This window comes from Pseudarthrobacter sp. 01T43, from assembly GCF_056398665.1.
This window is the reverse complement of sequence record NZ_JBFTPV010000020.1, coordinates 39,349-62,374: the sequence shown is the minus strand read 5'-3', so window position 1 is coordinate 62,374 and position 23,026 is coordinate 39,349. Positions and strand designations below refer to the sequence as shown.

Annotated in this window: 25 protein-coding genes; 11 read left to right on the top strand and 14 right to left on the bottom strand. The window is 64.4% G+C overall.

The features are described from left to right. Window positions 1-7: 7 nt before the first annotated feature. Complete coding sequence (locus tag AC1DIM_RS15815; protein WP_477711454.1) at window positions 8-829, bottom strand: fumarylacetoacetate hydrolase family protein; 822 nt, start codon at window positions 827-829, stop codon at window positions 8-10. Then, window positions 826-2,361: a class I adenylate-forming enzyme family protein gene (locus AC1DIM_RS15810; protein WP_477711453.1), complete on the bottom strand. Its 1,536-nt coding sequence runs from the start codon at window positions 2,359-2,361 to the stop codon at window positions 826-828. Before AC1DIM_RS15810 ends, AC1DIM_RS15815 begins: the two co-directional genes overlap by 4 nt. A 517-nt stretch (window positions 2,362-2,878) precedes the next feature. Here AC1DIM_RS15810 and AC1DIM_RS15805 point away from each other — a divergent pair. Beyond that, the gene (locus AC1DIM_RS15805) at window positions 2,879-4,144 is read left to right on the top strand and encodes an MFS transporter (protein WP_477711452.1); all 1,266 of its coding nucleotides are present in this window, start codon (window positions 2,879-2,881) and stop codon (window positions 4,142-4,144) included. 104 nt (window positions 4,145-4,248) lie between these two features. Here AC1DIM_RS15805 and AC1DIM_RS15800 read toward each other — a convergent pair whose 3' ends face one another. After that, a complete protein-coding gene (locus AC1DIM_RS15800) occupies window positions 4,249-4,920 on the bottom strand; it encodes a TetR/AcrR family transcriptional regulator (RefSeq protein WP_477711451.1) in 672 nt (223 codons plus the stop codon). 118 nt (window positions 4,921-5,038) lie between these two features. Between AC1DIM_RS15800 and AC1DIM_RS15795 the strand changes: the two genes are divergently transcribed. The 3 genes from AC1DIM_RS15795 to AC1DIM_RS15785 all read left to right on the top strand — a co-directional run bounded on the left by AC1DIM_RS15795 (window position 5,039) and on the right by AC1DIM_RS15785 (window position 8,030). Next, complete coding sequence (locus AC1DIM_RS15795) at window positions 5,039-6,148, top strand: alkene reductase (RefSeq protein WP_477711450.1); 1,110 nt, start codon at window positions 5,039-5,041, stop codon at window positions 6,146-6,148. A 72-nt stretch (window positions 6,149-6,220) separates the two neighbouring features. Further along, entirely contained in the window at window positions 6,221-6,979 is a 759-nt protein-coding gene (locus tag AC1DIM_RS15790) for an SDR family NAD(P)-dependent oxidoreductase (protein WP_477711449.1), read from the top strand. 4 nt (window positions 6,980-6,983) lie between these two features. Continuing rightward, complete coding sequence (locus tag AC1DIM_RS15785) at window positions 6,984-8,030, top strand: MBL fold metallo-hydrolase (RefSeq protein WP_477711448.1); 1,047 nt, start codon at window positions 6,984-6,986, stop codon at window positions 8,028-8,030. A gap of 76 nt (window positions 8,031-8,106) precedes the next feature. On the opposite strand, the gene AC1DIM_RS15780 is transcribed toward AC1DIM_RS15785, so the two are convergent. The 3 genes from AC1DIM_RS15780 to AC1DIM_RS15770 are packed head-to-tail and all read right to left on the bottom strand — an operon-like array spanning window position 8,107 to window position 10,688. Next, the gene (locus tag AC1DIM_RS15780) at window positions 8,107-8,763 is read right to left on the bottom strand and encodes an EthD family reductase (protein WP_477711447.1); all 657 of its coding nucleotides are present in this window, start codon (window positions 8,761-8,763) and stop codon (window positions 8,107-8,109) included. 3 nt (window positions 8,764-8,766) lie between these two features. After that, a complete protein-coding gene (locus AC1DIM_RS15775; RefSeq protein ID WP_477711446.1) occupies window positions 8,767-9,093 on the bottom strand; it encodes an EthD family reductase in 327 nt (108 codons plus the stop codon). A gap of 11 nt (window positions 9,094-9,104) precedes the next feature. Further along, window positions 9,105-10,688 (bottom strand): acyl-CoA carboxylase subunit beta, encoded by a 1,584-nt coding sequence (locus AC1DIM_RS15770; protein ID WP_477711445.1) that lies wholly within the window; start codon window positions 10,686-10,688, stop codon window positions 9,105-9,107. 133 nt (window positions 10,689-10,821) lie between these two features. Between AC1DIM_RS15770 and AC1DIM_RS15765 the strand changes: the two genes are divergently transcribed. Together AC1DIM_RS15765 and AC1DIM_RS15760 are read left to right on the top strand one after the other, a co-directional pair. After that, window positions 10,822-11,316 carry a MaoC/PaaZ C-terminal domain-containing protein gene (locus AC1DIM_RS15765; RefSeq protein WP_477711444.1) on the top strand — a complete coding sequence of 165 codons (495 nt, stop codon included), beginning with the start codon at window positions 10,822-10,824 and terminating at the stop codon, window positions 11,314-11,316. Between the two features lie 3 nt (window positions 11,317-11,319). Continuing rightward, complete coding sequence (locus tag AC1DIM_RS15760) at window positions 11,320-12,516, top strand: acyl-CoA dehydrogenase family protein (protein WP_477711443.1); 1,197 nt, start codon at window positions 11,320-11,322, stop codon at window positions 12,514-12,516. Between the two features lie 48 nt (window positions 12,517-12,564). Here the strand turns inward: AC1DIM_RS15760 and AC1DIM_RS15755 are convergent, their stop codons facing one another. Next, window positions 12,565-13,014 (bottom strand): cupin domain-containing protein, encoded by a 450-nt coding sequence (locus tag AC1DIM_RS15755; protein WP_477711442.1) that lies wholly within the window; start codon window positions 13,012-13,014, stop codon window positions 12,565-12,567. A 21-nt stretch (window positions 13,015-13,035) separates the two neighbouring features. Here AC1DIM_RS15755 and AC1DIM_RS15750 point away from each other — a divergent pair, with 21 nt between their 5' ends. Together AC1DIM_RS15750 and AC1DIM_RS15745 are read left to right on the top strand one after the other, a co-directional pair. After that, window positions 13,036-13,215 carry a hypothetical protein gene (locus AC1DIM_RS15750; RefSeq protein ID WP_477711441.1) on the top strand — a complete coding sequence of 60 codons (180 nt, stop codon included), beginning with the start codon at window positions 13,036-13,038 and terminating at the stop codon, window positions 13,213-13,215. 119 nt (window positions 13,216-13,334) lie between these two features. Continuing rightward, window positions 13,335-13,622, top strand: a complete 288-nt coding sequence (locus tag AC1DIM_RS15745; protein WP_477711440.1) for a hypothetical protein — start codon at window positions 13,335-13,337, stop codon at window positions 13,620-13,622. 69 nt (window positions 13,623-13,691) lie between these two features. On the opposite strand, the gene AC1DIM_RS15740 is transcribed toward AC1DIM_RS15745, so the two are convergent. The 3 genes from AC1DIM_RS15740 to AC1DIM_RS15730 form a co-directional block, all read right to left on the bottom strand. Beyond that, window positions 13,692-14,099, bottom strand: a complete 408-nt coding sequence (locus tag AC1DIM_RS15740) for a VOC family protein (RefSeq protein WP_477711439.1) — start codon at window positions 14,097-14,099, stop codon at window positions 13,692-13,694. A gap of 102 nt (window positions 14,100-14,201) precedes the next feature. Further along, a complete protein-coding gene (locus tag AC1DIM_RS15735; RefSeq protein ID WP_477711438.1) occupies window positions 14,202-16,343 on the bottom strand; it encodes a S1 family peptidase in 2,142 nt (713 codons plus the stop codon). Between the two features lie 104 nt (window positions 16,344-16,447). Then, a complete protein-coding gene (locus AC1DIM_RS15730) occupies window positions 16,448-17,161 on the bottom strand; it encodes a tyrosine-protein phosphatase (RefSeq protein WP_477711437.1) in 714 nt (237 codons plus the stop codon). Window positions 17,162-17,337: 176 nt separating this feature from the next. Between AC1DIM_RS15730 and AC1DIM_RS15725 the strand changes: the two genes are divergently transcribed. Continuing rightward, a complete protein-coding gene (locus AC1DIM_RS15725) occupies window positions 17,338-18,192 on the top strand; it encodes an SGNH/GDSL hydrolase family protein (protein WP_477711436.1) in 855 nt (284 codons plus the stop codon). Window positions 18,193-18,225: 33 nt separating this feature from the next. On the opposite strand, the gene AC1DIM_RS15720 is transcribed toward AC1DIM_RS15725, so the two are convergent. Genes AC1DIM_RS15720 through AC1DIM_RS15710 form a run of 3 tightly spaced genes read right to left on the bottom strand, consistent with a single transcriptional unit; the run spans window position 18,226 to window position 20,010 of the window. Beyond that, on the bottom strand, window positions 18,226-18,834 hold the full coding sequence (locus tag AC1DIM_RS15720; protein WP_477711435.1) for a GNAT family N-acetyltransferase: 609 nt from the start codon (window positions 18,832-18,834) through the stop codon (window positions 18,226-18,228). 55 nt (window positions 18,835-18,889) lie between these two features. Beyond that, window positions 18,890-19,552 carry a pentapeptide repeat-containing protein gene (locus AC1DIM_RS15715; protein ID WP_477711434.1) on the bottom strand — a complete coding sequence of 221 codons (663 nt, stop codon included), beginning with the start codon at window positions 19,550-19,552 and terminating at the stop codon, window positions 18,890-18,892. Next, complete coding sequence (locus AC1DIM_RS15710; RefSeq protein WP_477711433.1) at window positions 19,552-20,010, bottom strand: SRPBCC family protein; 459 nt, start codon at window positions 20,008-20,010, stop codon at window positions 19,552-19,554. The genes AC1DIM_RS15715 and AC1DIM_RS15710 overlap by 1 nt, the downstream gene beginning before the upstream one ends. 126 nt (window positions 20,011-20,136) lie before the next feature. Between AC1DIM_RS15710 and AC1DIM_RS15705 the strand changes: the two genes are divergently transcribed. Further along, on the top strand, window positions 20,137-20,313 hold the full coding sequence (locus AC1DIM_RS15705; RefSeq protein ID WP_477711432.1) for a CsbD family protein: 177 nt from the start codon (window positions 20,137-20,139) through the stop codon (window positions 20,311-20,313). 155 nt (window positions 20,314-20,468) lie between these two features. Further along, on the top strand, window positions 20,469-21,218 hold the full coding sequence (locus tag AC1DIM_RS15700) for a dienelactone hydrolase family protein (protein ID WP_477711431.1): 750 nt from the start codon (window positions 20,469-20,471) through the stop codon (window positions 21,216-21,218). Window positions 21,219-21,342: 124 nt separating this feature from the next. Here the strand turns inward: AC1DIM_RS15700 and AC1DIM_RS15695 are convergent, their stop codons facing one another. Beyond that, window positions 21,343-22,803, bottom strand: coding sequence for an amino acid permease (locus AC1DIM_RS15695; RefSeq protein WP_477711430.1), 1,461 nt, complete (start codon window positions 22,801-22,803; stop codon window positions 21,343-21,345). Between the last annotated feature and the right edge of the window lie 223 nt (window positions 22,804-23,026).

The following is a 23,026-nucleotide window of genomic DNA, read 5'->3' as shown; positions in this document are numbered from 1 at the left end:
GCAGGAATCAGCGCAGGATGCAGACGTTGCGGCATTCGCCGATGCCGTCGATCGAAGTGGTGACGACGCTGCCATCGGTGAGGAATTCTTTGGGTGTGCGGCCGTCGCCCACGCCTCCCGGGGTGCCCGTGAGAATCAGGTCGCCCGGGCGGAGCGTGGTGATCGCGGAAATGTAGCGGACAAGGTCAATGGGGCTGAAAACCAAATCGCCGGTCTGCGCCTTTTGTTTGGCCGCCCCGTCCACCGTGCAGGTAATCTCCAGGTCCGGTGCGGTTCCGGCGTCATCGGCCGTCAGCAGGAACGGGCCCAGCGGCGTGGTGGCGTCGAAGGTTTTGCCTTGCAGCCATTCGGGCGTCCGGCGCTGGAAGTCGCGGGCGGAGATGTCGTTTGCCACCGTAAATCCAGCGATGGCCGCCGCGGCTTCCTCGGCCGAGGCCCGCGAGACCGTCCTTCCGATGACGATGGCAAGCTCAGCCTCCCAGTCCACGGAGCCGGAACCCGGCGGCAGGACGATCGGATCGTTGGCACCAATCAGGGCGTCCGCGAATTTGGCGAAGAGGGTGGGGTGCTCCGGCAGTTCCCGGCCCATCTCAAGGATGTGCTCGCGGTAGTTGAGCCCGACGCACACAATCTTCCCGGGGGCGGTGACCAGCGGCGCGAAGTCGGCCCTGTCAATCGCGAGGCGGGTGCCGTCGTCGTACTGGTCCACGGCGGGCGATCCGGCACTGAGCCATTCGCCGACGTCGATAAACGGCAAGAGCGCCAGGGCACCGTCCACCTCCACCGCGGCCGCGGTGCCGCCTTCAATCCGTACAGTTGCGAGTTTCATGCGCCCCATCCCAGGTTGGCCTTGAGTGTGGACTTCACGAGTTTGCCGGCCGCGGACCGCGGCAGCTGTTCGGCGCCCATGAACACGATTTTCTTGGGAATTTTGTAGCCGGCCAGATGCCCGCGGAGGAAGGCGGATAGTTCCTCGCCGTTTGCCTGCAGTCCGTTGCGGAGTACGACGACGGCCCGCACCTCCTCGTCCCAGCGCGGGTCCGGGACACCCACCACTGCTGCTTCCAGCACGGCGGGGTGAAGGTACAGCGCCTGCTCAATCTCGGCGGAGTAGACGTTCTCGCCGCCGGTCTTGATCATTTCCTTCAACCGGTCCCGGAAGAAGTAGTACCCGCGCTCGTCCTGGACCGCCAGGTCTCCGGTGTGCAGCCAGCCGCCGCGGAACGCCTCGGCCGTGGCGTCGGGCCGGCCGTAATAGCCGGTCATCACGGACGGTCCCTTGACGCAGATCTCGCCGAGCTCGCCGGGACTGACCGGCTCGCCAAATGGATCCTGGAGCTGCGCCTCGGCAAGCAGGTACTCCGTGCCGATCGAACCGTCGACGGCGGGGTCCAGCATGTCTTCCGGCTTGAGCCGGGTGACCATGGGCCCCGCTTCCGTGAGTCCGTAGCGGAAGTACAGTTCAGCGTCGGGCAGCAGCTCAGTGAACAGCTGCTTGTCCGGCATCCGTAGCAGGCCGGCGCCGGTATGGACCGCCTTGAGGTGGGTCTTGATGGCCGGGTCCGCAAAGACGCCGTTTTCCATCAGCCGGCGCATCATATTGGGGATGAGGAAGGTGTTGGTGATCCGCTCCCGTCCCACCAGGTCCACAATAAGTTCCTCGTTGAACTTCTCGGCGATCACGCTGGTGGCCCCGCCGATGAAGTGCGGCACCAGCCAGCACAGCAGCGCCGCGGAGTGGAAGAGCGGCGTGATGATCAGGCCGCGTTCCTCGCGGCGGCTGCCCATCCGGCAGTCATACATCTCGTTGAAGGCGTTAGCGGCCGCTGCGCCGTGGGAAATAACTACGCCCTTGGGTGTCCCCGTGCTGCCGCCCGTGTAAATGATGCAGAGCGGGCTGTCCAGGGTGGCCACGTCCTCCAGCGGGCCGGAGCCGGTGCGCAATCCGTTGATTTCCGCTCCCTGGCGGACCAGCCGCGGAAGCTCCTGCTCGGTCCGGCCCAGTATTTCCAGGGCCTCCTCCGCATTGGGTACGAGGCGCTCTTCCACAAGGAGGACTTTCGCTCCAGTCTCCTTCATGCCTGCGGCCAGTTCCGCGGGTGCCCAGCGCCAGTTGTACGCAACGTAGGTGCCCCCGGCAGCAGCGACACCGAAGAAGACCTCAGCGTTAAAGGTCGAGTTTCCGGCCAGTACCCCCACGTTGTCACCCGCAGCGACGCCGGCGTCCCGCAGGCCGCGGCCGAGGCCCCATGCGCTCTCGGCCAGCTCGGCGAAGGTCAGCCGGCTGGTGCCGTCGACGATGGCTTCGCGGGTCGGGTAGCGCCGGTGGTTGAGTTTGATCCACTCACCAATCGTTCGCATCTTTGCTCCTCGGTGTGCCTGGTGCGGGTCCGGCAAGCCGGGTTCCGCAGCGCTTCTTCTTCTACGAACAAGCGTTCGTTCGAAAGTTTAGTATGAGTTGGGTCGCACCGCAAGGGGAAGCCGCATCCGCCACCCCTAGTGCCACCATAAGGGCGCCAAGGCAGGGGATGGCACACACGGCCAACGACGAATGAGGGTGGCATGGCCCGGCACCCCCTTGCGCGAGATTCACATCACACCCTACACTTCGTACGAACGCTTGTTCATGCACGAACGCTTGTTCTTCTCCATCGCATCCCCGCCCTATGATTGCGCGATAGGGTCCGGCATCTCCCTGAGAAACGGATGCGGAGTGTAGTTGCGGTTCGCTGCACGCGACGGAGACCGGCGAACGCCACTGACCTTTCACCTATCCAAGGAGTGAGTTCCAATGTCGGAATTGACGAATCCTGTTCAGCCCCCGCCGCTCTTGGAGCGAGAAACCCCTACGTTCGATCCGAAAACAGCGAGGACAGCCGTGGCCAGCGGCACGTTCGGCACGGCACTGGAGTGGTTCGACTTCGCCGTGTATGGCACCCTGTCGGCAACCCTCTTCCCCGCGCTCTTTTTCCCCAGCTTTGATACAAACTCGGCCATCCTGGCCTCGTTTGCCACCTTCGGCGCCGGCATGGTGGCGCGCCCGCTCGGTGGAATCATCTTCGGCGCCCTGGGCGACAAGATCGGCCGCCGCAACGTCCTGATGTTCACTTTGATCCTCATGGGCGTGTCCTCTGTACTCATCGGCCTACTGCCGACCTACGCCGTAGCGGGGCTCATTGCGCCGACACTTCTGGTATTGCTTCGCTTCCTCCAAGGATTCGCCCTCGGCGGCGAGGCCACCGGCGTTCAAGTGCTCGTGGTCGAGCACGCGCCCGTCAACCATCGGGGCCTTTTCGGCGGGATCCTAGCCACGGGCTCTCCGCTCGCTCAGACCTTCGCCTCCATCACCCTCACCGGGCTGGCGATGTTCCTTTCCAAGGACGATTTTGCCGCGTGGGGTTGGCGGATCCCGTTCCTTATGGGCGTGATGCTGCTCGTGGTTGGCGTATTCATCCGCCGCCGGGTGGAAGAGACCCCGGCTTTCAAGGAGAACCAGAAGAAGGCTGCCGAATCACTAGTTCCGCAGGAGCGTGCCCTGGCCGTGATCGCAAAGAAGCCGGGAACCGTCATCAAGCTGGTGCTGTCGTGGGCCGCGTCCGCCGGTCTGTTCTGGATCAGCGTCACCTACGCAGTGAACTACCTGACCAAGGAACTCGGTTACGAAAACTCGATCACGTTCGGCCTGCTGCTTGTGGCCAACCTGATCTCCATCCCGGCCGCTATTTTCGGCGGCAAGCTCAGCGACCGCATCGGCCGCAAAAAGACCTTCCTCCTCGGCCTGGCCCTTCAGGGCATTGCTGCAGGCACCATGTTCCCCATCATGAACTCCATGAACTACCCCGCCAGCGTCGCGATCATCGCCGTGGCCCTGTGCGGCATCCAGGTCACAGCAGGTACCCAGGCAGCGTTCTTCTCGGAATCGCTGCCAACAAGCATGCGCTACACGGGCTCGGCTCTGGGCATGACCCTCGCTGGCCTGATCTTCGGCGCCCCCATCCCGTTCATCGCAGCCTGGATCTTCCAGAACACCACGAACGGAACGGCCGCCCTGACGGCAATCGCGCTCGGACTGGTGCTCATCTCCGTCATTGCCACCCTGACGCTCCCGGAGCGGTTCAAGCAGTCGCTGCACGAGGAGCACTGACAAGCATTCCCCACAGTGTTGGGGCAACCACGCTTAACACCGGAGCGCCCGGCTGGATCTTCCAGCCGGGCGCTCCGGTGTGTGGCTATGCTCTGTCTGGCGACCTATGTGGCGGAGCTGGCCAGGACTACCCGCCCCACGCGTTCGTCGGCGTCCGCCACGTTCAGCTCCCGCAGCGCCAGGCGTGTGTAGATCCGGACGATCTCCTCCAGCGAGAAGCGGCCCCCATGCTTGAACCAGCCTGCGATATGGGTCGCCTGGGCCACGAAGCTGTACACGTGGATTTTGGCGTCAATCACGTCCGCAAGCCCGGCCTGCCCCGCGGCGGATACCAGGTCCTCGAGGAACGACTCGTAGTCGCCGCGTTTCCTGATCACTACGTCGCGCGCATCCTGGGGCAGCGAGCGCAGCTCTGCGTTGCCAATGAACACTTCCTGGGCACGCTCTGCATGGAAGGTAATGTGCTCGGCCAGGGCAGCCTGGAGGCGGTCGACGCTGTCCCCTCCGTCCACGTCGGTAACGGCCTGCCGGACACGGTCCAGCAGGTCATCGATAATGCCCCCCATGATTTGCAGTAGGAGGTCTTCCTTACTTTCGATGTGGTTGTACAGGCTCCCGACCTTCAGCCCCGCGGATGAGGCCACCTGCCGTAGCGTGGTTGCATCGTAGCCGCGCTCGAAAAAGAGCTTGGCCGCGCCTTCTCTGATGGTCTGCGCGGTGTTTCGTTCCACTCGGACGGTCATCGTGACCTCCCCCTTAGTATGTGTGCCCGTCATTTCTCCCTCAATCCTAACAAGCGTCCGCTTTTGCCGGTAAGGGATATTGACATGCGTTCCTGCATCCGTAAGACTCAGACTAGCCGTACGAACGCTCGTAAGCCAGTAGGAGATCGTCGTGGACAACCACAGCACCCTGTTTGACAGCCTCTCCCTAGGGGGCCAGCGGCTGCGGAACCGTATTGTGCTTCCACCGCTGACGCGCAGCCGCGCCGACGACGCCGGCGTCCCTACGCCGCTCATGGCGGAGTACTACGGTCAGCGCGCCGGCGCCGGCCTGATGATCAGCGAAGGCGCGGTCATCACACCCCAGGCCTCGGCCTATGCCCGGGTTCCCGGACTGTACTCCGAGGACCAGGTGACCGCCTGGCGGCCTGTGGTTGAGGCCGCAAAGCGGGAGGGCGCCGTGGTCTACGCCCAGCTTTGGCACGTCGGAAGGCAGTCCCACTCCAGCGTCCAGCCGGACGGCCTGCCTCCCAAGTCGCCTTCGGCCGTCGCCATCACGGGCTACCAGTACCGCAGCACGGCCGGCCGGATCCCCTACGAGACGCCCCGCGAACTGTCGGCGGCGGAGATCGCCGGCATCGTCCAGGCTTACGGTACTGCGGCGCAGAACGCGGTCATCGCGGGATTCGACGGCGTGGAACTGCACGCCGCCAACGGCTACCTGATCGATCAATTCCTCAACGACGGGTCCAACCGCCGGACCGACCACTACGGCGGCTCCCTCGCAAACCGTATGCGGTTCCTGCGCGAGGTGGTGGCCGAAGTGGCCCGTCACCTTCCCCTGGAACGCATTGGAGTGCGTCTCTCACCGTCTTCGGTTTGGATGGACGCCCACGATTCGGACAAACGCACCCTGTATTCATCGGTAGTGCGCCTGCTCAGTGACGAGGGAATCGGCTACCTCCACCTGGTGGAACCGGAGATCGCCGGGTCCACCACCGTTGAGCGGCCGGCCGCTTCCATCCCCACCGCCGAACTGGCTGCACTGTTCGACGGCGTCGTCATCGTCACGGGTGGCCATGACCTGGCGTCCGCCGAACAGCTCCTCGCCGACCGAACCGCGGACCTGGTGGGCTTCGGCAGGCTATTCATTTCCAACCCCGACCTTCCGCGCCGCTTCCGGACGCGGGCGCCCCTTGAACCGTTGCGCCCGGCAGGAATTTATGGCGGCGGCCCGGAGGGGTATACGGACTACCCCACGCTGGAAGAAAGTATCAACTGACTGGGCCCAACTGATCCCGCCAGGCCCCACGCCGGGCGCCCCCGGCTCAACCTCTGAAAGAGACACAGCATTATGAGCACCACTTCCCTCAACGTCCTGGTGACCGGAGCGGGCGGCGGCATGTGCCGCGGCATCAACGCCCGGCTCTCCGAGTCCGGTCACACCATCATCTGCGTGGACCTCGACGCCGGGAGCAGCGAGGCGGCCGCGCAGGCCATCCGTGACTCCGGCGGCAAGGCCGTGGCGTTTGCCGCCGACGTGGCGGACGAGGCCGCCGTCGGATCGCTGCTGGCGGAAGTCACGGCCAAGGCGGGGCCTGTGCAGGCGCTGGTCAACGCTGCCGGCATCCTCGACCGGAAGTACCTGGCGGACAGCACCGCGGAGTCCTTCCGTCGCGCCCTGGACGTGAACCTGGTGGGTCCGTTCAACCTGATCAAGGCGTTCTCCCCCGGCATGATCGAGGCCGGGTGGGGCCGGATCATCAACATAGCTTCAATCGCCGGGGTCACCGGCTACCCGTACCCGAGCTACGCCGCGTCCAAAGCCGGACTGGCCAACCTCACCCGCTCCCTCCTGGAAGACTTCTGGGGTACCGGCATCACCATCAACTCGATCTGCCCCGGCGTGGTGGACACGCCCATGGTCATCCAGGAGGTCCGTGACCAGGTACGCCGCCGCGTCCCCACCCAGACCATCGTTGACCCTGCCGAAATCGGCGCCATGATCGCGTACCTGCTGACGGATGACGCCCGCAACATCAACGGAGCGGATCTCCTGATCGACGGCGGCGCCACCAGGCTTTTTTCCCTTTTCAATAATCATGCAGACTAAGACGATGCAGATGAACGCCATTGATGCCATCACTATTACCGGAACTGCCCAAAAGGAGGCCTGGCAACGCCGCGTGCTTCCGCCGGTGGAAGTGGTGGCGCCCGACGTGCACAGTGTCCCGGTCACCTTCCCTGGAAATCCCATGCGCTACACGCTCTGCTACGTGCTGCTCGACGGCGATGAATGCGTGGTGGTGGATCCCGGCTTTGACAGCGATGAGGGCTACGGCCAGCTGACGGCGGCCCTGGGGCGCCTGGACGTGGGCCCCCGAGAGATCAGCGGCATCGTGGCCACGCATTTCCACACCGACCACCTCGGCATGGCGGCGCGCCTGGCGCGGGGCTCCGGGGCGTGGATTGCCCTGGGGCAGCAGGAACGGCGGCACATTTCCGCGTTCGATGACGCCCAGGCTGAATCGGAGCGGGACAGGGAGCGGATGCGGTCCTGGGGCGTCCCGGAGGGTCGGGTGGCCGAGGCCGCCATGAGCCCTGAGAGCCTTCACGATATGCGGCGCCTGGCTGATCCCGACAGGAGGCTGGGCGATGCGGATACCCTCGATGTGGCCGGGCGAAGCTGGCGAATCATGGAGACGCCGGGCCACACGCCGGGCCACATCTGCATGTGGGACGACGACGGCGAACTGGTACTCTCCGGCGACCATGTCCTCCCCCGGATCTCCCCCAACGTGTCGCTGGAGATCCGCGGCGACACCGATCCGCTGCGGCACAACATCGAGTCACTGCAGCGCATCGCAGGCAACGACCATTATGAAGCCTGCCCGGCGCACGAATACCGCTTCCGCGGCGTGGGCCACCGGGCGAGGATCCTCGAAGAACATATTGCGGAGCGTTCACGGGAAGTCCTGGACGTCCTGGGCAAGGGCGCGCCCACGGTGCACGAGGTGGCCCGGCAACTTACCTGGTCCCGAGGCTGGGATTCGCTTGGCGCGCTGCAGTTCAGGCTGGCCTTAAGCGAGACGGCCGCGCATATCCGGTATCTGGCTACATCCGGCCTCCACGCCGGCGTGCCGGGGCTGACCCCGGCCGTATAGGGCCGGATTCACACGGACCAAGAAATCCCCGGACTCCGTAGAGTCCGGGGATTTCTGCGCCTGCCCTTCATACGGGTCAGATAATGATGAGTTCCTCGGCGACCCGGGCGTACAGTCCGGTGAGGACACCCTGAACCCGGTCCACATGCAACGGCAGCGCCTTGGCGGCGGCACGTGCGGCCGCCTCGTCGGCGAAGCCGAAGGAGATGGCAATCTCCGGGATCTGTTCTTCGCGGCGCAGTGCCTCGCGGACCAACAGCTCCGCTCCCGGAACCAGCACGTTCACGCCCCGGCCGAGGGCGCCGTCGAACGTTGCGGACAGCTGCTCCGCCCAGCGGTCAACTGCCTCATAATCGTTCTCGGTTCCAGCGCTCCAGCGTGCCAGGACCCAGAGCTTGAACGGCCAGGGGGCATGGGGCGTCCCTGCGGTCACCGGTCCGCCGGTGAGGCCACTGAGGAATTTCTGCTCGTCGACGATCAGGCGGTCCGCCACGTGGGAGTCGAAGCCGGCGTGCACCACGTCATCGGCAGCGAACCACAGCTCAACAATGCCGTCCACGCGGTACAGGCCTGCCCCGTGTCCCGGCTCGGATTCCAGCACATGGTTCTGCCGGTAATCCGTCACGCCGGGCAGGTCACGGGCAATTTCCGCGTGCGTGGTGGACCAGTGCGTGCGGAAGCCGTCCCGGGCCAGGCCGTCCCGCTTCTCCAGGTACGTGATGCGTTTCGGCACGGGTCAGTCCCCTGCTGCCGCTAGCGGCACGTCGACTTCTTCGGCAAGGAACCATTCGACGCTCTCCAGGAAATGGTGCTCATGGTCGAACAGCTCCTTCCCTTCGGGTCCCCCGTAGGCGACCTTGACGTCGGCCACCGAGTCGAACCACATTTCCGCCATGCCGCTGTACGGCCAGGCCTTCCGGTGCTCGATGGCAGGGTTCTGCCGGTACCGGATGATACCCGGGAGCTGCCGCACATAGGCCGGGTGCTCAACGTTCCAGAAATGCAGGAACTCCTCCCGGGTCAGCTCCGGCTTGGCTTTGATGACGGCGACCACCTTGATCACGGGTGCGAGCCCTAGGCCGGGGTGACGGCCTGGCGCCGCGCCACGGGGACCATCTTGCGCTTGGAGTACAGGCCCAGCCGCCTGGTCAGGTCCGCCCGCAGATCATTGGCGGGGACTACGGCTTCCACGGCGTTCGCGTTGGCGATCTTGAAGACGTCGATGCCTTCGGCGTACTCGGCCTGCTTGGCCAGGATGAACGCCTTGCGCTCGGCCGGATCCTCGATCTCGTGGATCTGGTTGTAGTAGACGCCGTTGACGGCGGCGTCCGGACCCATCAGGGCGGGACGGGCCGTGGGCAGCGCGATGACGGCGTCCGGGTTCATGGGGGCACCGGACATGGCCAGGTAGCCTCCGCCGTAGGCCTTGCGGACCAGGACCGTGATGCGCGGAACCCGGCATTCCGAGACGGCAAAGATCATCTTGGCGCCGTGCCGGATGATGCCTTGGCGCTCCACGGCGGATCCGATCATGTAGCCGGCGATGTCCACCAGGAACACGATGGGGATGTTATAGGCATTGCAGATCCAGATGAACCGGGCGGCCTTGTCCGAGGAGTCGGGGAAGATGGAACCGCCCATGTGCCTGGGCTGGTTGCCCACCAGCCCCACCGGCCGGCCGTTGATCCGCGCGAAACCGGTCAGCATTTCGGGAGCGAACAGTTCCTTGTACGGGAACCAGGAACCTTCGTCCACGAGGGATTCCACGAACTCCTCCATGTCGAAGACCTCAGCCTCGCGCAGCGGAACGATCTCCTGCAGGCTGCGTCCGGGGCGCGGTTCGAGGGCGGGGGCCAGCGGCGCGGGGGTTTCCCAGTTCGCGGGCAGGAAGGACAGCCAGACGCGGATGGCGTTTAGGGCTTCCTCGTCGCTTTCCACCAGGACGTCACCCAGGCCGGAGACCGTGCAGTGCATCTCGGCACCGCCCATTTCCTCCAGCGTCACCTTCTCGCCGGTGACCATTTCGGCCAGGCGGGGTGAACCCAGGTAGGCCGTTGCGTGGCCGCGGACCATGATGGTCATGTCGCAGAGCGCCGGAACGTAGGCCGAACCTGCAGGTGAGGGGCCGAACAGCGCACAAACCTGGGGCACGCGGCCGGAAATCTGGACCTGGTTGTAGAAGATGTTGCCCCAGGCGTGGCGGCCGGCGAAGCTCTCGAACTGCTCATCGATTCGTGCACCAGCGGAGTCGAAGAGGTACACGAGGGGGATGCCGGCAGCATCCGCGTTCTTCTGCGCCTGGGTGATCTTTTCAAACGTGCGGTTGCCCCAGGTACCTGCCTTGACCGAGTAATCGTTGGCGATAACGCACACTTCGCGTCCGTCAACGCGGCCGAACGCGATGACGACGGCGTCACCGGGCAGACCTTCCTCATAGCGGGCGAGGAGCCCGTCCTCGATGTAGTTTTCGTCGTCGAACAGGATTGCAAGGCGTTCCCGGACGAGGAGCTTTCCTGATTCGGTGATCTTCCTGCGGTTCTTCTCTGAACCACCGAGGCGGGCCGAAGCGAGCTTCTCGGTCAGTTGTTCGTGCACGGTTGCTGCCGGGACGTCCATGTCCGGCACCGGCGCGGGGGCGACGATCGTAGCTTCACTCATGTTGAGCCTCCAGGAATTCGGGTTGTTGTTCCTCTATTAGTATACGAACAAGCGTTCGCTAGTCTAGTCTTATTCCAGGTGGACTTACCATTCCGTTAGGATCCGACCTCATTCCCCAGAACAGGAGAGAGACATGCACAGCATTGATCCCCAACTGGCCGGCACCACGCTGCCGCAGCCCAAGGGCCGGCCGGACCACTATTGGGAAGACCTCGTGGCAGGCGACGTGGTCCGTACGGCAGGCATGACCATCACGGATGCGCACCTGGTTCAGTGGGCAGGCCTCACCGGCGATCTCGTCTCCCTGCACTTGGATGAAACGTATGCGGCAACGACGCCGTTCGGACAGCGCATCGCCCACGGGCCGCTGACCATGTCCCTGGGCCTGGGCCTGATGACCCAGACAGGCTATTTCAGCAATGTGGTGGCATGGCTGGGCCTGGACGAAGTTCGCGCCCTCGCCCCCGTGTTCATTGGAGACACCATCCATGTCGTGGCCACCGTGGCCATGGCGCGCGAGACAAAAAAGCCTGAACAGGGCATCTGGAAAATCGATTACTCAGTACTGAAACAGGACGGGTCCACCGTCATGACGTTCAGCAGCAGCTTCATTATGAAAAGGAAGTAGGCCATGACAATCCAGGACAATTTCAGCCCGGCACCGCCGGCCGAAATCACCGAGCCGGAGGAATTCGCAGCGTTGCGGAAACGCGTCCGCGCCATGCTCGCCGAACACGTCACTCCGGAGCGGCTCAACAAATTCGACGAAGCCGAAGAGTACGACGTCGAGCTTTACCGCGAGATAGGCGCCGCCGGCCTCATCAAGCTTGACGGCGAACTCCACGGCCACGGACCCAAGCACCAGGCTCAGGCCGTGGTGCTCGAGGAACTCGGCGCCGGGCCAACATCCGTAGCGGTAAGCATGGTGGTCCAGTACATGGGCGTTCAGCTCCTCCACAGCTACGGAAACCGGGCCCAGCAGGAAGAGTTCCTCACGCCGCTGCACAGCGGCGCAGCGAAGATGTCCTTCGCACTGAGCGAGCCCGACGGCGGCACCGACGTGGCCCGCGCCATGAAGACGCGCGCTACACGCCTGGAAGATGGCAGCTACTCGATCTCCGGCCAAAAGAAGTGGATCGGCGGCGCCATGGACGCTGACTACCTGATCCTCCTGGCCCGCACCAGCGAGACCACCCGCTCGGCCATCGACGGCATCACCATGTTCCTGGTCCCCCGCTCCACGGCGGGCATCCGCACCGAAGTCATTGACACCGTGGGCATCCGCGGGCTGGCCCAGTGCGACATCTACCTCGACGACGTGCAGGTCCCGGCCTCGAACGTCCTGGGTGAACTGGACAAGGGTTTCCGGCAGGTCCTGGATACGCTCAACGGGGAGCGCCTCAACGGCGCCGCAGTGGCCTTGGGCATCGCCCGCGGAGCCATGGAAACCGCCGTAGGCTGGGCCCGGCAGCGGCAGGCTTTCGGCCGCGCGGTGGGCTCCTTCCAAGGGCTTCAGCACAGCCTGGTGGACGCCAGCGTGAAAATTGAATCCGCCAGGCTCCTCCTGCGCCAGGCGGCCGAAGCCTCCGACGCCGGCCAGGGCACCAACGAGACCTGGTCCGCCATGGCTAAGCTAGCCGCTTCCGATGCGGCCACCACCACCACCGACGTGGGCATGCGGGTCATGGCCGGCTGGGGATTCTTCCGCGGACTCCCCATGCAGCGCTACTTCCGCGACGCCCGGCTGTACACGTTCGCCCCGCTCACCGACGAGATGACACGCAACTACATCGGCGAGAAGCACCTGGGGCTGCCGCGGTCATTCTGACTACGCCATCCACATTCGGGCGCCCACCCCGCTTTTTGTCACGCAAGGTCAGGAGCGGTAGTCAATCTCCATGTCCACGATCTCCTGGTTGTGCAGGTTGACCACAATGTTGTCCGGCGTCCGCGTTGTCATCCAGATCAGCTCTTCGGTCTTGCTGGCGTTGCCCTCAATATGGGGCATGAACGGCGGAACGAAGACAAAGTCGCCCTCTTCCAGGTAGACAACCTGGCTGTAGCCCTCGCCGTAGCGGATGAAGCCGCGGCCCTTGAGCACGTAGCCACCCGTGTTGGCCTCGCCGTGATGGTGGGCGTCTGAGATCTCGCCGGGACCGGTGAAGACCTTGCCGAACCAGAGCTGCTCGACCGGGCTGTTCTCCTTGCTGACGCCGGAGATGCGGCGGGCATTCAGAGTCTGTCCCGGCGCGGCGGCCAGTTCGCCTGCCCGGTTTACCCGGAACAGGTCCACGTTGCGGTTGATGTCAAAGGCCACTTCAGTCATGGCAATTCCCTTCCAAGGTTTGTGAGCTGCCGCCGGTTCGTCATTGCAGCCGGGGCCCGAATTCAGTATGTCGGCTGCGGCACGCGTCGTCAAGACGTACGCTCGTTCGCATCTGTGCTTTCCCCGCGCATCTTCGCCGTCGAGGACGGCATCCCCGAGACCAGGGACCGCGACCTCACGCTGGAGGAAAACGCCAGCTAACTGCGTTCCGTTACAGAGCGGTGGACCACCCGGGAGTGGTCCACCGCTTTGTTTTGTCCGCCACCACATGGGGCTACGGTGGAAGGACAGAGCCAGCCACAACCGAAGAAAGGCCAGCCATGAGCCACCACAAAGAACCAGAGCCCGAATTCATCATTCCCGATCCCTCCAGCCTCCGGGAGGATAGCCCCGGCGACGCCGGTGACGAAGCCAACGTCATCCGCTTCAGCGAAGAGCAGGCCCTGATCGAGGAGCAGGCGCACGGCATCCGCCCGGACACCTACAGCGTGCCGCGCGGCGGACCGACCATAGAGGAAGCGCGCGGGAACATGGACTTGACCGACACCGGCACCGGCCCCTCGGATGACAGCAGCGACGACGGCCTCCATGGCGGCGCGGAAGCCTGAGGACGCCTGCCCTCGCTGGTGTGTTGCCCTCGCAGGTCTATTAGCAGCGCGCTGTTCTAGCAGGCCACCTCAAAGCTGGTAGTCAGCCTGGGTCCCCAAGGTTTCGTGGACGCAGAGGATGTTGTGCTCTGTGTCCATGAACCAGGCGCACTTCTCGGAGTCCGTGGTGCAGATATGGTTTTCGGTCCTCAGGTTCGGCAGGTCGTAGTCCTGGAACCGGACGCCCCTGGCCTCCATGTCCTGCACAGTCCGCTCAATATCGCGCACCTCGAAGCTGAGGGCGGTGTGCTCGGAATGCGTACCATCCGAGACTGGCTTCAACTGCAGCATCGGGCCGCCGTCGGCACCGAGCATATCGCTTCCATCCTCTGTCATTCCGCGGTGCGGGAGGCCCAGTTTTTCAGTGTAAAAACTGTGGGCGCGCGCCACGTCATCAACGGGCAGGATGGTTGTGGCTGTGTTCAGGGCTAGGTTCATTTCGCCACCTCCTACGGGGGAAATTTTACGCCTGGCCGCCCCCGTTGCTCTATCACTTATCGTCGTCATTCGTCGCCGATGACGACGATAAGTGATAGGTCATCATGGGGTGGAGCGCTGCCGCTTCCGCCGCCGGACCACCGCCAGCAACACACCGCCGGCGGCGAGCGCAGCGGCCGCGAGGCCTGCCGCCAGGAAGAGCCCGGAAGCGCCTGTGCTGGCCAGGGTTGCGGGGCGCTCCCCTTCCAGCGGAAGTACGACGACGGCGGCAGCAGCTGCGGGGGTCGGTGCACCGTTCGCGGCAGGCACCATAGCCGGGGTTGCGGCGGGCGGTGCGACGGTCTCCGGGACGGCCGGTGCGACGGTCTCCGGGGCGGCCGGGACGGCGGCCTGCGGGACGGCCGGAGTCGGAAGGGGAGCCGCAACCGGGGGTACTGCGGCGAACTGGAACGCCACAGCTCCCGAGGCACTCAATCCGTTGACCGTTTCGGCCGTGAATTTCAGCGGCCCCGATCCGGCGGGGGCCGTGAACGCCCACACCCCGCCGGCGTTCACGGGCACTTCAAAGGGCGCTTCCCCTGCCAACGTGACCTTGATTTTCGAGCCGGCCGCGACTGCCGAGGCCGGCGCCGCGGCGACTGTACCTGTGATGGTTTGGCCGGCGTCGAAGGTTGCACCCGGGGCGGGCGCGGTGACAGTGGGCTTGTTGAGGAAGAGTTCCAACTGGACTCCCCCGGGGATGCTGGCGAGGGAGTCCTCGAGGGTGGCGGCAATGGCCCGCGTCTGTACGCCGTTGAGGATTTCCGCTCCGGTGTGCGTGCCCACCGCGTAGTTGCCGCTGATCCAGGGGCCGCCTGAATCTCCGCCCGCCGACTTTACGGACGTTGAGTCGAAGGCGCGCACCGGACGCAGGTCAGTGGCCGTGCCGTCGGGCAGGTTGACGCTGTTTCGTCCAGGCATCATCAGGATCGCAAGGGAATCGATGGTGCCGCACTTCCACCCTGTGGTCCGTCCGGACCGGCACACAGGTACGCCCAGTACGGGCGCGGCGGTCCCCACAATCTTGACGGGATCCGGAGTCTTTGCATCGGCCCACGTTGTGGCGGCCGGCTGAAGATTCAGGCCGGGGCTAATGTCCTTGATGACGGCAATGTCCGTGCCGACTGGGGATCCGTCCGGTGTTGCCGCCGCATTGTTCGGGCCGCCGAACTGGCTGAACCCGAAATTGCCGAGCGGGGCCAGGGCCGGCAACGGGACCGGAGTAGTGCCCCCACTGGCCGGAGCCCAGCTGACCGGCTCAATGCCGGCGGCCTTGGCTAAGCCGTCTGCGGCGCAGTGCCCGGCTGTCAGGACCAGCGGCAATCCCGTGGGTCCAAACGCGCTGAAGCCTGTGGAGCACCTAACCATGTTGTCGACGAAGAATCCTTGGCCACCGAAAACGTCATCCTCGGTTTTGACGGCTGCGCCCTTCTCCAGGTGGACATTCGCGTAGCGGGACACGAACTGCGCAGGGGTCAACTTGCCGGAAGCGGCCGAGGCAGGTGCGGACGCCTGTGGTGAATGCTGTCCGCCGACGGTGGCGGGGACGTCGGATTCCGAAGTATTCACGGAACCAGTGCGGATGACAAAGTGCCCGTCAGTCAAGGCAACAGCCTGGAGGCCCCGGGTTCCAACGTCACTGACGTACGCCTGGAACAGCTGATCGATATTCTGCGCCACCAGCTCCGGTGCAGAAGGAGATAGATCGGGCTGAACTGCGGCGGAGGCGGTGGCACTGGGCTCGGAGGCAGGCGAGGCAGGTGTTGACGGCGCCACCAGCATAAAGTTTGAAGGGCCAGGTTGGTTTAGCTCATCTACTGTGGCTTGGAGGGCCTGTCCCGCACCTTGAACCAGGATCTTGCCGTTCTTCAGGCTGACGCCCACAAAGCCAGGAAGCACCCGCAGGGTATCGAGGGCGTCGGCTACCTGCCGGCCAAGTTCGCCGGCGGCATTGAATTCCGCCAGGCTCATGCCCAGGTCACGAAGCACCGCTTCGGAAAGGCCTGCCTCGGAAGGACCGGCGGTTGCAGACACGTCGACAACCGGACTTGCGGCACCGCCGGCGGAAAGATGATTCGCCCCCGAGCTACCCCAGGCTGCGCTTTCCGGAGTGACGACGCCCGGGACGGCCACGGCCGGCACAGCACCGAATCCCAACGCCAAAGCCAATCCAGCTATGGTCCCTGCGGCAAAAACTCGTTTCATTCGGATAGCCGTTCCGCTCGTCCCGCTCAAGTACGCCATTCCGCCCGTGGGCGGTAGCCCTTCCTCACGTGCATCGCCACCACCTGTCACTCTGGCCACGTACGTCACAAGGGTACCCGGCTGGCAGTGAGTCGCTTAATGTTGGCGATTTCTTCGGGAGAAAGCCCGTTTTCCAGAAGGAAAGCCTGGGTATCCAACTCCCGCACGAACTTCACCACCGTCCGGCCGCGTTCTTTCAGCAGGGGCGCCAGTTCGGCGTCGTGCAGGTAGCGTTCGCGGGCGTGCGGAGGCCCGTGCGTCCGGTAACGCTCGTTGATGCCACGGGCGGCCTTTGAGTAGCCGTCAGCGATGAGGCGGTCCGAGTGGCCGGCGACATCCTGGACCATGGCGGCCACCAGTCCGCTGCGGTCCCGGCCGGCCGCGCAGTGAATGACGACGGCACCCGTTGCGGCAGCCATGGCGCGGAAAACGGCAACAAGTTTCTGCGGGTACAGCCGGACGTTATGCAGGTAATGGGCGGGATCGTTGAGGTACGGGCCGCACACGGCCGTGAACCGCGGATCGTCGGGCTCTTCGGTGGGGGCGACGACGATGTCTATGCCCGACCATGCGTGGTCAGCGACAGCCGGGTCCGTGTCCCGGCGCAGAGCCTCGCGGGGGTGACGCAGATCCACCACGGTTCGGATGCCGTCGTCGTACGCTTGCTGCCACCCGGTTTCGGTGAGCCATTCGCGCCGCCCCATGCGGTAGACGCCGCCAGCGATGTGCCAGGCATTCACGGCTCCGTCCCAGCCCACGGCACCGCCCTGTTTGTCCACGCGCACAGCTAATCACGAAGCCACCCGCGGCCGCACGCGGGTGCCGGGATTCACACGAAGCCGGGCACGCGGAAAAGTCGAGTACTCCGGATCGGTGACGGGCTTGGGTGTGAGGCGTACGGTAACCAGTACCTGCTTGTGTCGCTCGTCCAATTGATCAATCTGAGGGGAATCCGATGGCAACGACAACAGTACGACGGCGGCGCTCGGCTTTTGCAGCCGGCCTCGCCACCATGGCAATGACTTTGGGGTTCGCAGCGGGCCCTGCCCACGCGATAGACAAATACGACTACTACGTTGCCCTGGGCGACTCCTACGCCGCCGGACAGGGGGCCGGACCGTACTTGGGCAAGGACGATTGTCACCGCAGTAATAACGCCTACGCCGAACTCGCGGATGCACTCAAGACGGTGAAGGTCACTACGAACGCGGCCTGCAGCGGTAAAACCACGCAGGATGTGGTGAAAGAGCAGCTCGGCCAGCTAAACAGGAAGACCGAACTCGTTACCATCACCGCTGGTGGCAACAACCTCGGATTTGGGAATATCGTTGGCTCCTGCGGGGCCGTCGCCTTTGGGGATACCACAAAGGTTACGGAATGTGGGGTTGCCAGCGTTTACGCAGAAGCCCAGCTCACTAGCCGGCAACTCTACTTCGACGTGCTTTCGATGATCCAGAGTGTGCACGCCGCCGCGCCCAACGCCAGGATTGTCGTGACAGGCTACCCCTACCTCTTCGACCCCATCGACCCAGGGCGGACTGATTCGCTGGGCCTGTTCATCTACCAAGCGACTGGACTGGCCGACCGGCTCAACGGAACCATAGAAGGCGCAGTCACCGCAGCGGCCACCCGGGGAATCGACGCGGACTACGTCGGCGTCACGCGCGCATTCGCCGGCCATGGCGTCCTGACACCTGAACCGTGGATAAATCTCGGCAGTCCCGCCGAGTCTGATAACTTCCACCCCAACGCCAAGGGCTATAAGGCGTATTTCTCGGCGCTGAGGGCTGCCGGCGCCTATACGCCTTAGCGTCGCTTAGCAAGTAACCTCGCCAAGCACCCCCTACGGGTGCTTGGCGAGCCTGTGTTCAAGGCCGTTGCGGACCATGGGCCACTCGTGCTCCAGGATGGAGAACACCACGGTGTCCCGGAGCACGCCGTCGCTGGTCCGCCGGTGGCTTCTCAGCACGCCGTCCTGCTTGGCGCCGAGCCTGGCAATGGCCTCCCGCGACTGGTGGTTCAGCCAGTGCGTGCAGAACTCCACCGCAACGCAGCCGATCGTCTCGAAGGCGTGGCGCAACAGCAGCAGTTTCGAGTCCGGGTTGGTGCCAGTGCCCTGGACCGACGCGGCATTCCAGGTGTAGCCGATCTCCACACGGGGCAYGGCGCCGTCGAAATTGCAGTACGTGGTCATACCGATGATCCGGCCCGGGCCGCCAGTAGCCGGATCGAGGAGCCGCGTAGTGAACGGCAGCATGGACCCCTGCTCCTGCATCGCCAGCCGGCGCTCAATCTCCGCGGTCATCCCCTCCGGCCTGGGAACGGACGTGTACCACAGTTTCCACAGCTCGCCGTCACGGGCCGCCTCCACCAGCCCGTCGTGGTGCTCATGACTGAGCGGCTCCAGAATGACGTGCCGGCCGGTCAAGGTGATGGGTTCGAGAAAAGTCACAGCATCAGCCTAGGCCCGGCAAGACCCGCCCGACATCTCTGACGAGCGGTGCCCGTCACACCACCCGGATACCCAGGTGGCCGGCAAGGAGCGGGGCCAGCAGGCTCAGCTGGTAGTCATCGATGACCAGTCCGGCCAGGCTGCCCAGGCCGCTGATGGTCCGGAAATCGCTGCCGCGGATGTCGAAGTCCTTCAACCGCGCCCCCGTGAGGTCCAGCGTCCCGACGGTGCAGTTCTTCAGTGCCACCCGAGTTCCCGCGGCGGAACCCAGATCCAGCTCGTTGATGATGCAGTCAGTGATCAGGACGTCCGTGAGCTTGGCTCCCCGCAGGTTGAGGAAGTCCAGCTTGCCGCCGTCGATCCGCACGGACTGCATGCCGCTCTCGTAGAGTTCAGCCGACCCGAGCCGGGGGTTGTTCAAGTGCACGTCACGCCATGTGGAGCGGGCTGCCCTGAACACCGGCGCGTACAGCTCGGACAGGATGCAATCGCGGAAGCCTGCGCCGCGAAGCTGGGTGTCGTTGAACGAGGCGCCCTGGAAATCGCACTCGGCGAAGTCAGTGCCGCTCAGTTCGAGACCGTCGGCAGCGACTCGGCTGTACCGGACGCCGTCGTACTTTTCACCGCGCCGGAAATTCGGGGCGGCGTCGTCGGTCAGGTCCTCCAACCGGACCTCGGTGAAGCGGGGACCGACAACCTTGGGCGGTTTGGCAGCCACTAAATCGATTCCGCTTTGGCCGCGATTTCTGCAAGATCCTTCGCCAGGGCCTTGCGGGTGATGCTCATGCCGAGCTTGCCGAACAACGCCATGGTGACCTTGCTGAGAACCGTGGGCTTGAGTACATCCGCGCCAAAGGTCAGCGTAAGGTCAGTTCCGCCGTCACGCTCGGCCAGGCTGAAGCGGGTGGTGTAGTCGGCACCGCCCTGCTGTGCCTTCACGGTGGTGCTGCGGGGCGGATCAGCCTTGGCCACCCACATTTCCATCGTTTCAGCCCGGCCCATCACGGTCCGCGTTTCCTTCCAGCGAGTCCCCTCGCTGTAGGGCCCGTCAGTGAGCAGCTGCACGGCGTTGATGCCGGAGAGTGTTGCGGCGGAGCCCGGAATGTCCGAGATGACGGCCCAAACCTTGTCCGGACGGGCATGGATGTGCTGGGTCAGTCTTGTTGTGTGATCCATGCATCGAGCCTAGCGGGGGACCATGACATCGGCAGCAGTTCTCCCAGGGGCTTGAAATGATAAGCATGCTTTGTGTTATTGTGAAAACGCACTGTTCGATCAACGCGAAACGAAAGGCGGCCAGCCATGGGCCTCGGAGACAAGATCAGTAACGAAGCGGAAAACCTCGGCGGCAAGGCCAAAGAAGCGGCCGGAAACGCAACCGACAACGACCGTCTGAAGGCCGAAGGCCAGGCAGACCAGGTCAAGGCCGGCGCAAAGAAGGTCGGCGAAGACGTCAAGGACACCTTCAAGAAGGACTAGTCCTTCACATACCGGACGGCGGTGGATCCTCATGGGGGATCCACCGCCATCCTTTTGCCCTTTTTTCGGCATCGAGTGCTCCACAACAGCCCTTTTGGGGCCTCATAAGGGCCCGTGTGGAGCACTCGATGAAGCGATGCGGCTACCCTTGGCCCATGACGTATGTCGACCTGAGCGCCGAGAGTGCCGCTGCCGGGGGTTCGCCCGCGTTGGGCGGATACCTCGCCACACCTTCGGGTCCCGGCCCGTTTCCTGCAGTCCTGATGATTCACGAAGCATTCGGGCTGAACGACCAAATACGCGCACATGCGGACAGGCTGGCCCGGGCCGGTTACCTGACGCTCGCTGCGGACCTGTTCAGCGACGGCGGCGCCCGGCGCTGCCTGGTCAGCACCATGCGGAGCATGGTGACGGGGAGCGGCCGGGTATTTACCGACCTCGCCACAGCCCGGGCCTGGCTCGCCGCCTCGCCGCTGTCCACAGGTAAGACCGGCGTGATCGGGTTCTGCATGGGCGGCGGTTTTGCCCTGCTGGTGGCCCGCGACGGCTTTGACGCGGCCTCGGTCAACTACGGCCGCCTCCCCCGCGACCTGGAGGGCACCCTCGGCGGGGCCTGCCCGGTCGTGGCCAACTTCGGCGGCAAGGACAAGACCCTTAAGGGCGCGGCCCGCAGGCTGGAGACTGCCTTGGACACACTCGGCATCGAAAACGACGTCAAGGAATTTCCTACCGCCGGCCACGCGTTCCTCAACGACACCGAAGAGGGCCCGGCACTGCTCCGGCCCCTGATGCGCGTGATGGGAGTCGGCCCGGACCCGGCGTCCTCCCCCGAGGCGTGGCAGCGGATTGAGGACCACTTCGCCCGGCACCTGAAAGCCGGCACTGAGCCATCGGTTGCTCCGTAGCGGCCCTTTTGCGGCTCGAAAACGGCCGTTAAGGAGCAATGGAGTTAAAGGACGTCGGCGGGCCACCCCCTGAGGGTGACCCGCCGACGTCGTACTTCTTAGCGTCCGGCTGCAGGAACCGAAACTAGCTGAACAGCTCGCTCTTGGGCTCGTTGTGCTTGACCTTCTGCCAGCCCAGCCACAGCACCAGCGCGAAGAACGGGATGGTGGCGAGGGTCCAGAGGCCCAGCATGAAGACCTCGCCGGTCTCACTGGTCATAGTGTCAAAACCGATCAGTACGGTGATGGCCAGCAGCGCCACGAGTCCCACCCAACTGGTCCACGGCGAGCCTGGCATGGGCAGCGAGGACACCCTGCCCTTCTTATTGCGCAGTGCAATCTGGCTGGCGAAGATGGAGCCCCACGTAAAGATCACGCCAATGGACGCCGAGTTCAGGGCCAGATCGAACGCGTGCGAGCCGCCCAGCCAGATGTTCAGCAGGATCCCCACCAGGTACACGGTGGCGATGGCGAGGATGCCCGCATAGGGAATGTGCCGGCTGGACATCTTGGTGAGCCACTGCGGCGCATGACCGTTATTGGCCATGGTGCGGAAGATSCGGCCGATCGARTACAGGCCGGTATTGCASGAGGACAGCGCSGCGGTRATGACGATCATGTTCATSACGTCGCCCATCCAMGSCAGGCCCATCTGGCCGAACACCGTSACGAACGGSGASGTRCCSGCGTGGTACTGGTCCGACGGCAGGAGCATGGCCAGGAGGGATACCGAACCCACGTAGAACACCACAATGCGGACCACAACGGCGCGGATGGCCTTAGGGACTTCGCGTTCGGGGTTTTCCATCTCACCGGCGGTGATGCCCACCAGTTCGATCGCGTTGTAGGCGAAGATGACGGCGTTGAGGACCAGGATCATCACCAGGGCGCCCTTGGGGAACATGCCGCCGTCTTCGTGGAAGAGGTTGTTGACCGAAGCGTGGCCCGCACCCACCTTGGCGTTGGTGATCACCATGAAGGTGCCCACGGCAAGGAAGGTGACGATGGCCGCCACCTTGAGGCAGGACGCCCAGAATTCAAACTCGCCGAACGCCTTGACGCTGAGCAGGTTCACGGCCACCAGCAGCACCAGCGCGGCGATGGCGGACAGCTCAACGGGAACATTCGGGAAGAAGAACTGGAAGTACAGGCCGATCGCGATGAGCTCGGCGATACCAGTCATGGCCCAGTTGATGAAGTACATCCAGCCGGACAGGAAGGCACCCTTCTTGCCGAACATCTCGCCGGCGTAGCTGACGAATGAGCCGGAAGTCTGGCGGTACATGATCAGCTCGCCGAGTGCCCGCATCAGCAGGTAGGCGATTACGCCGGCAATGGCGTAGGAGAAAATCAGCGCCGGGCCCGTGGAGGCCAGGCGTCCGCCGGCTCCCATGAAGAGCCCGACGCCGATCGCGCCGCCCATCGCGATCATGGTTACGTGGCGGCGGCCCAGGGTCTTTTTGTAGCCCTCGGCGCTGAGGGAAGAGTCGACGGCGGCGGAAGGCGCCGCCTGGCTCTTAAGTTCTGTGGGGGTACTTTGAGGCACAACAATTCCTTGTGGAGTCGGGGGGTGGCCAGCACAAAGTCCCAGGCATTGAGGGCCCGCGCGGCCCTTCAATCTTACAAGGCGCCGTTATGCGTTCGTGACGCGGACAACACTCAGCGGCAGTTAACGCGAATTAAAATGGCAAATTGGCCTGTTGAACGAAATGATATTCCGATATCTTCCCGGCCGGGCATAGAAGGTGCGAAGGCGTTCGGACTGCCCG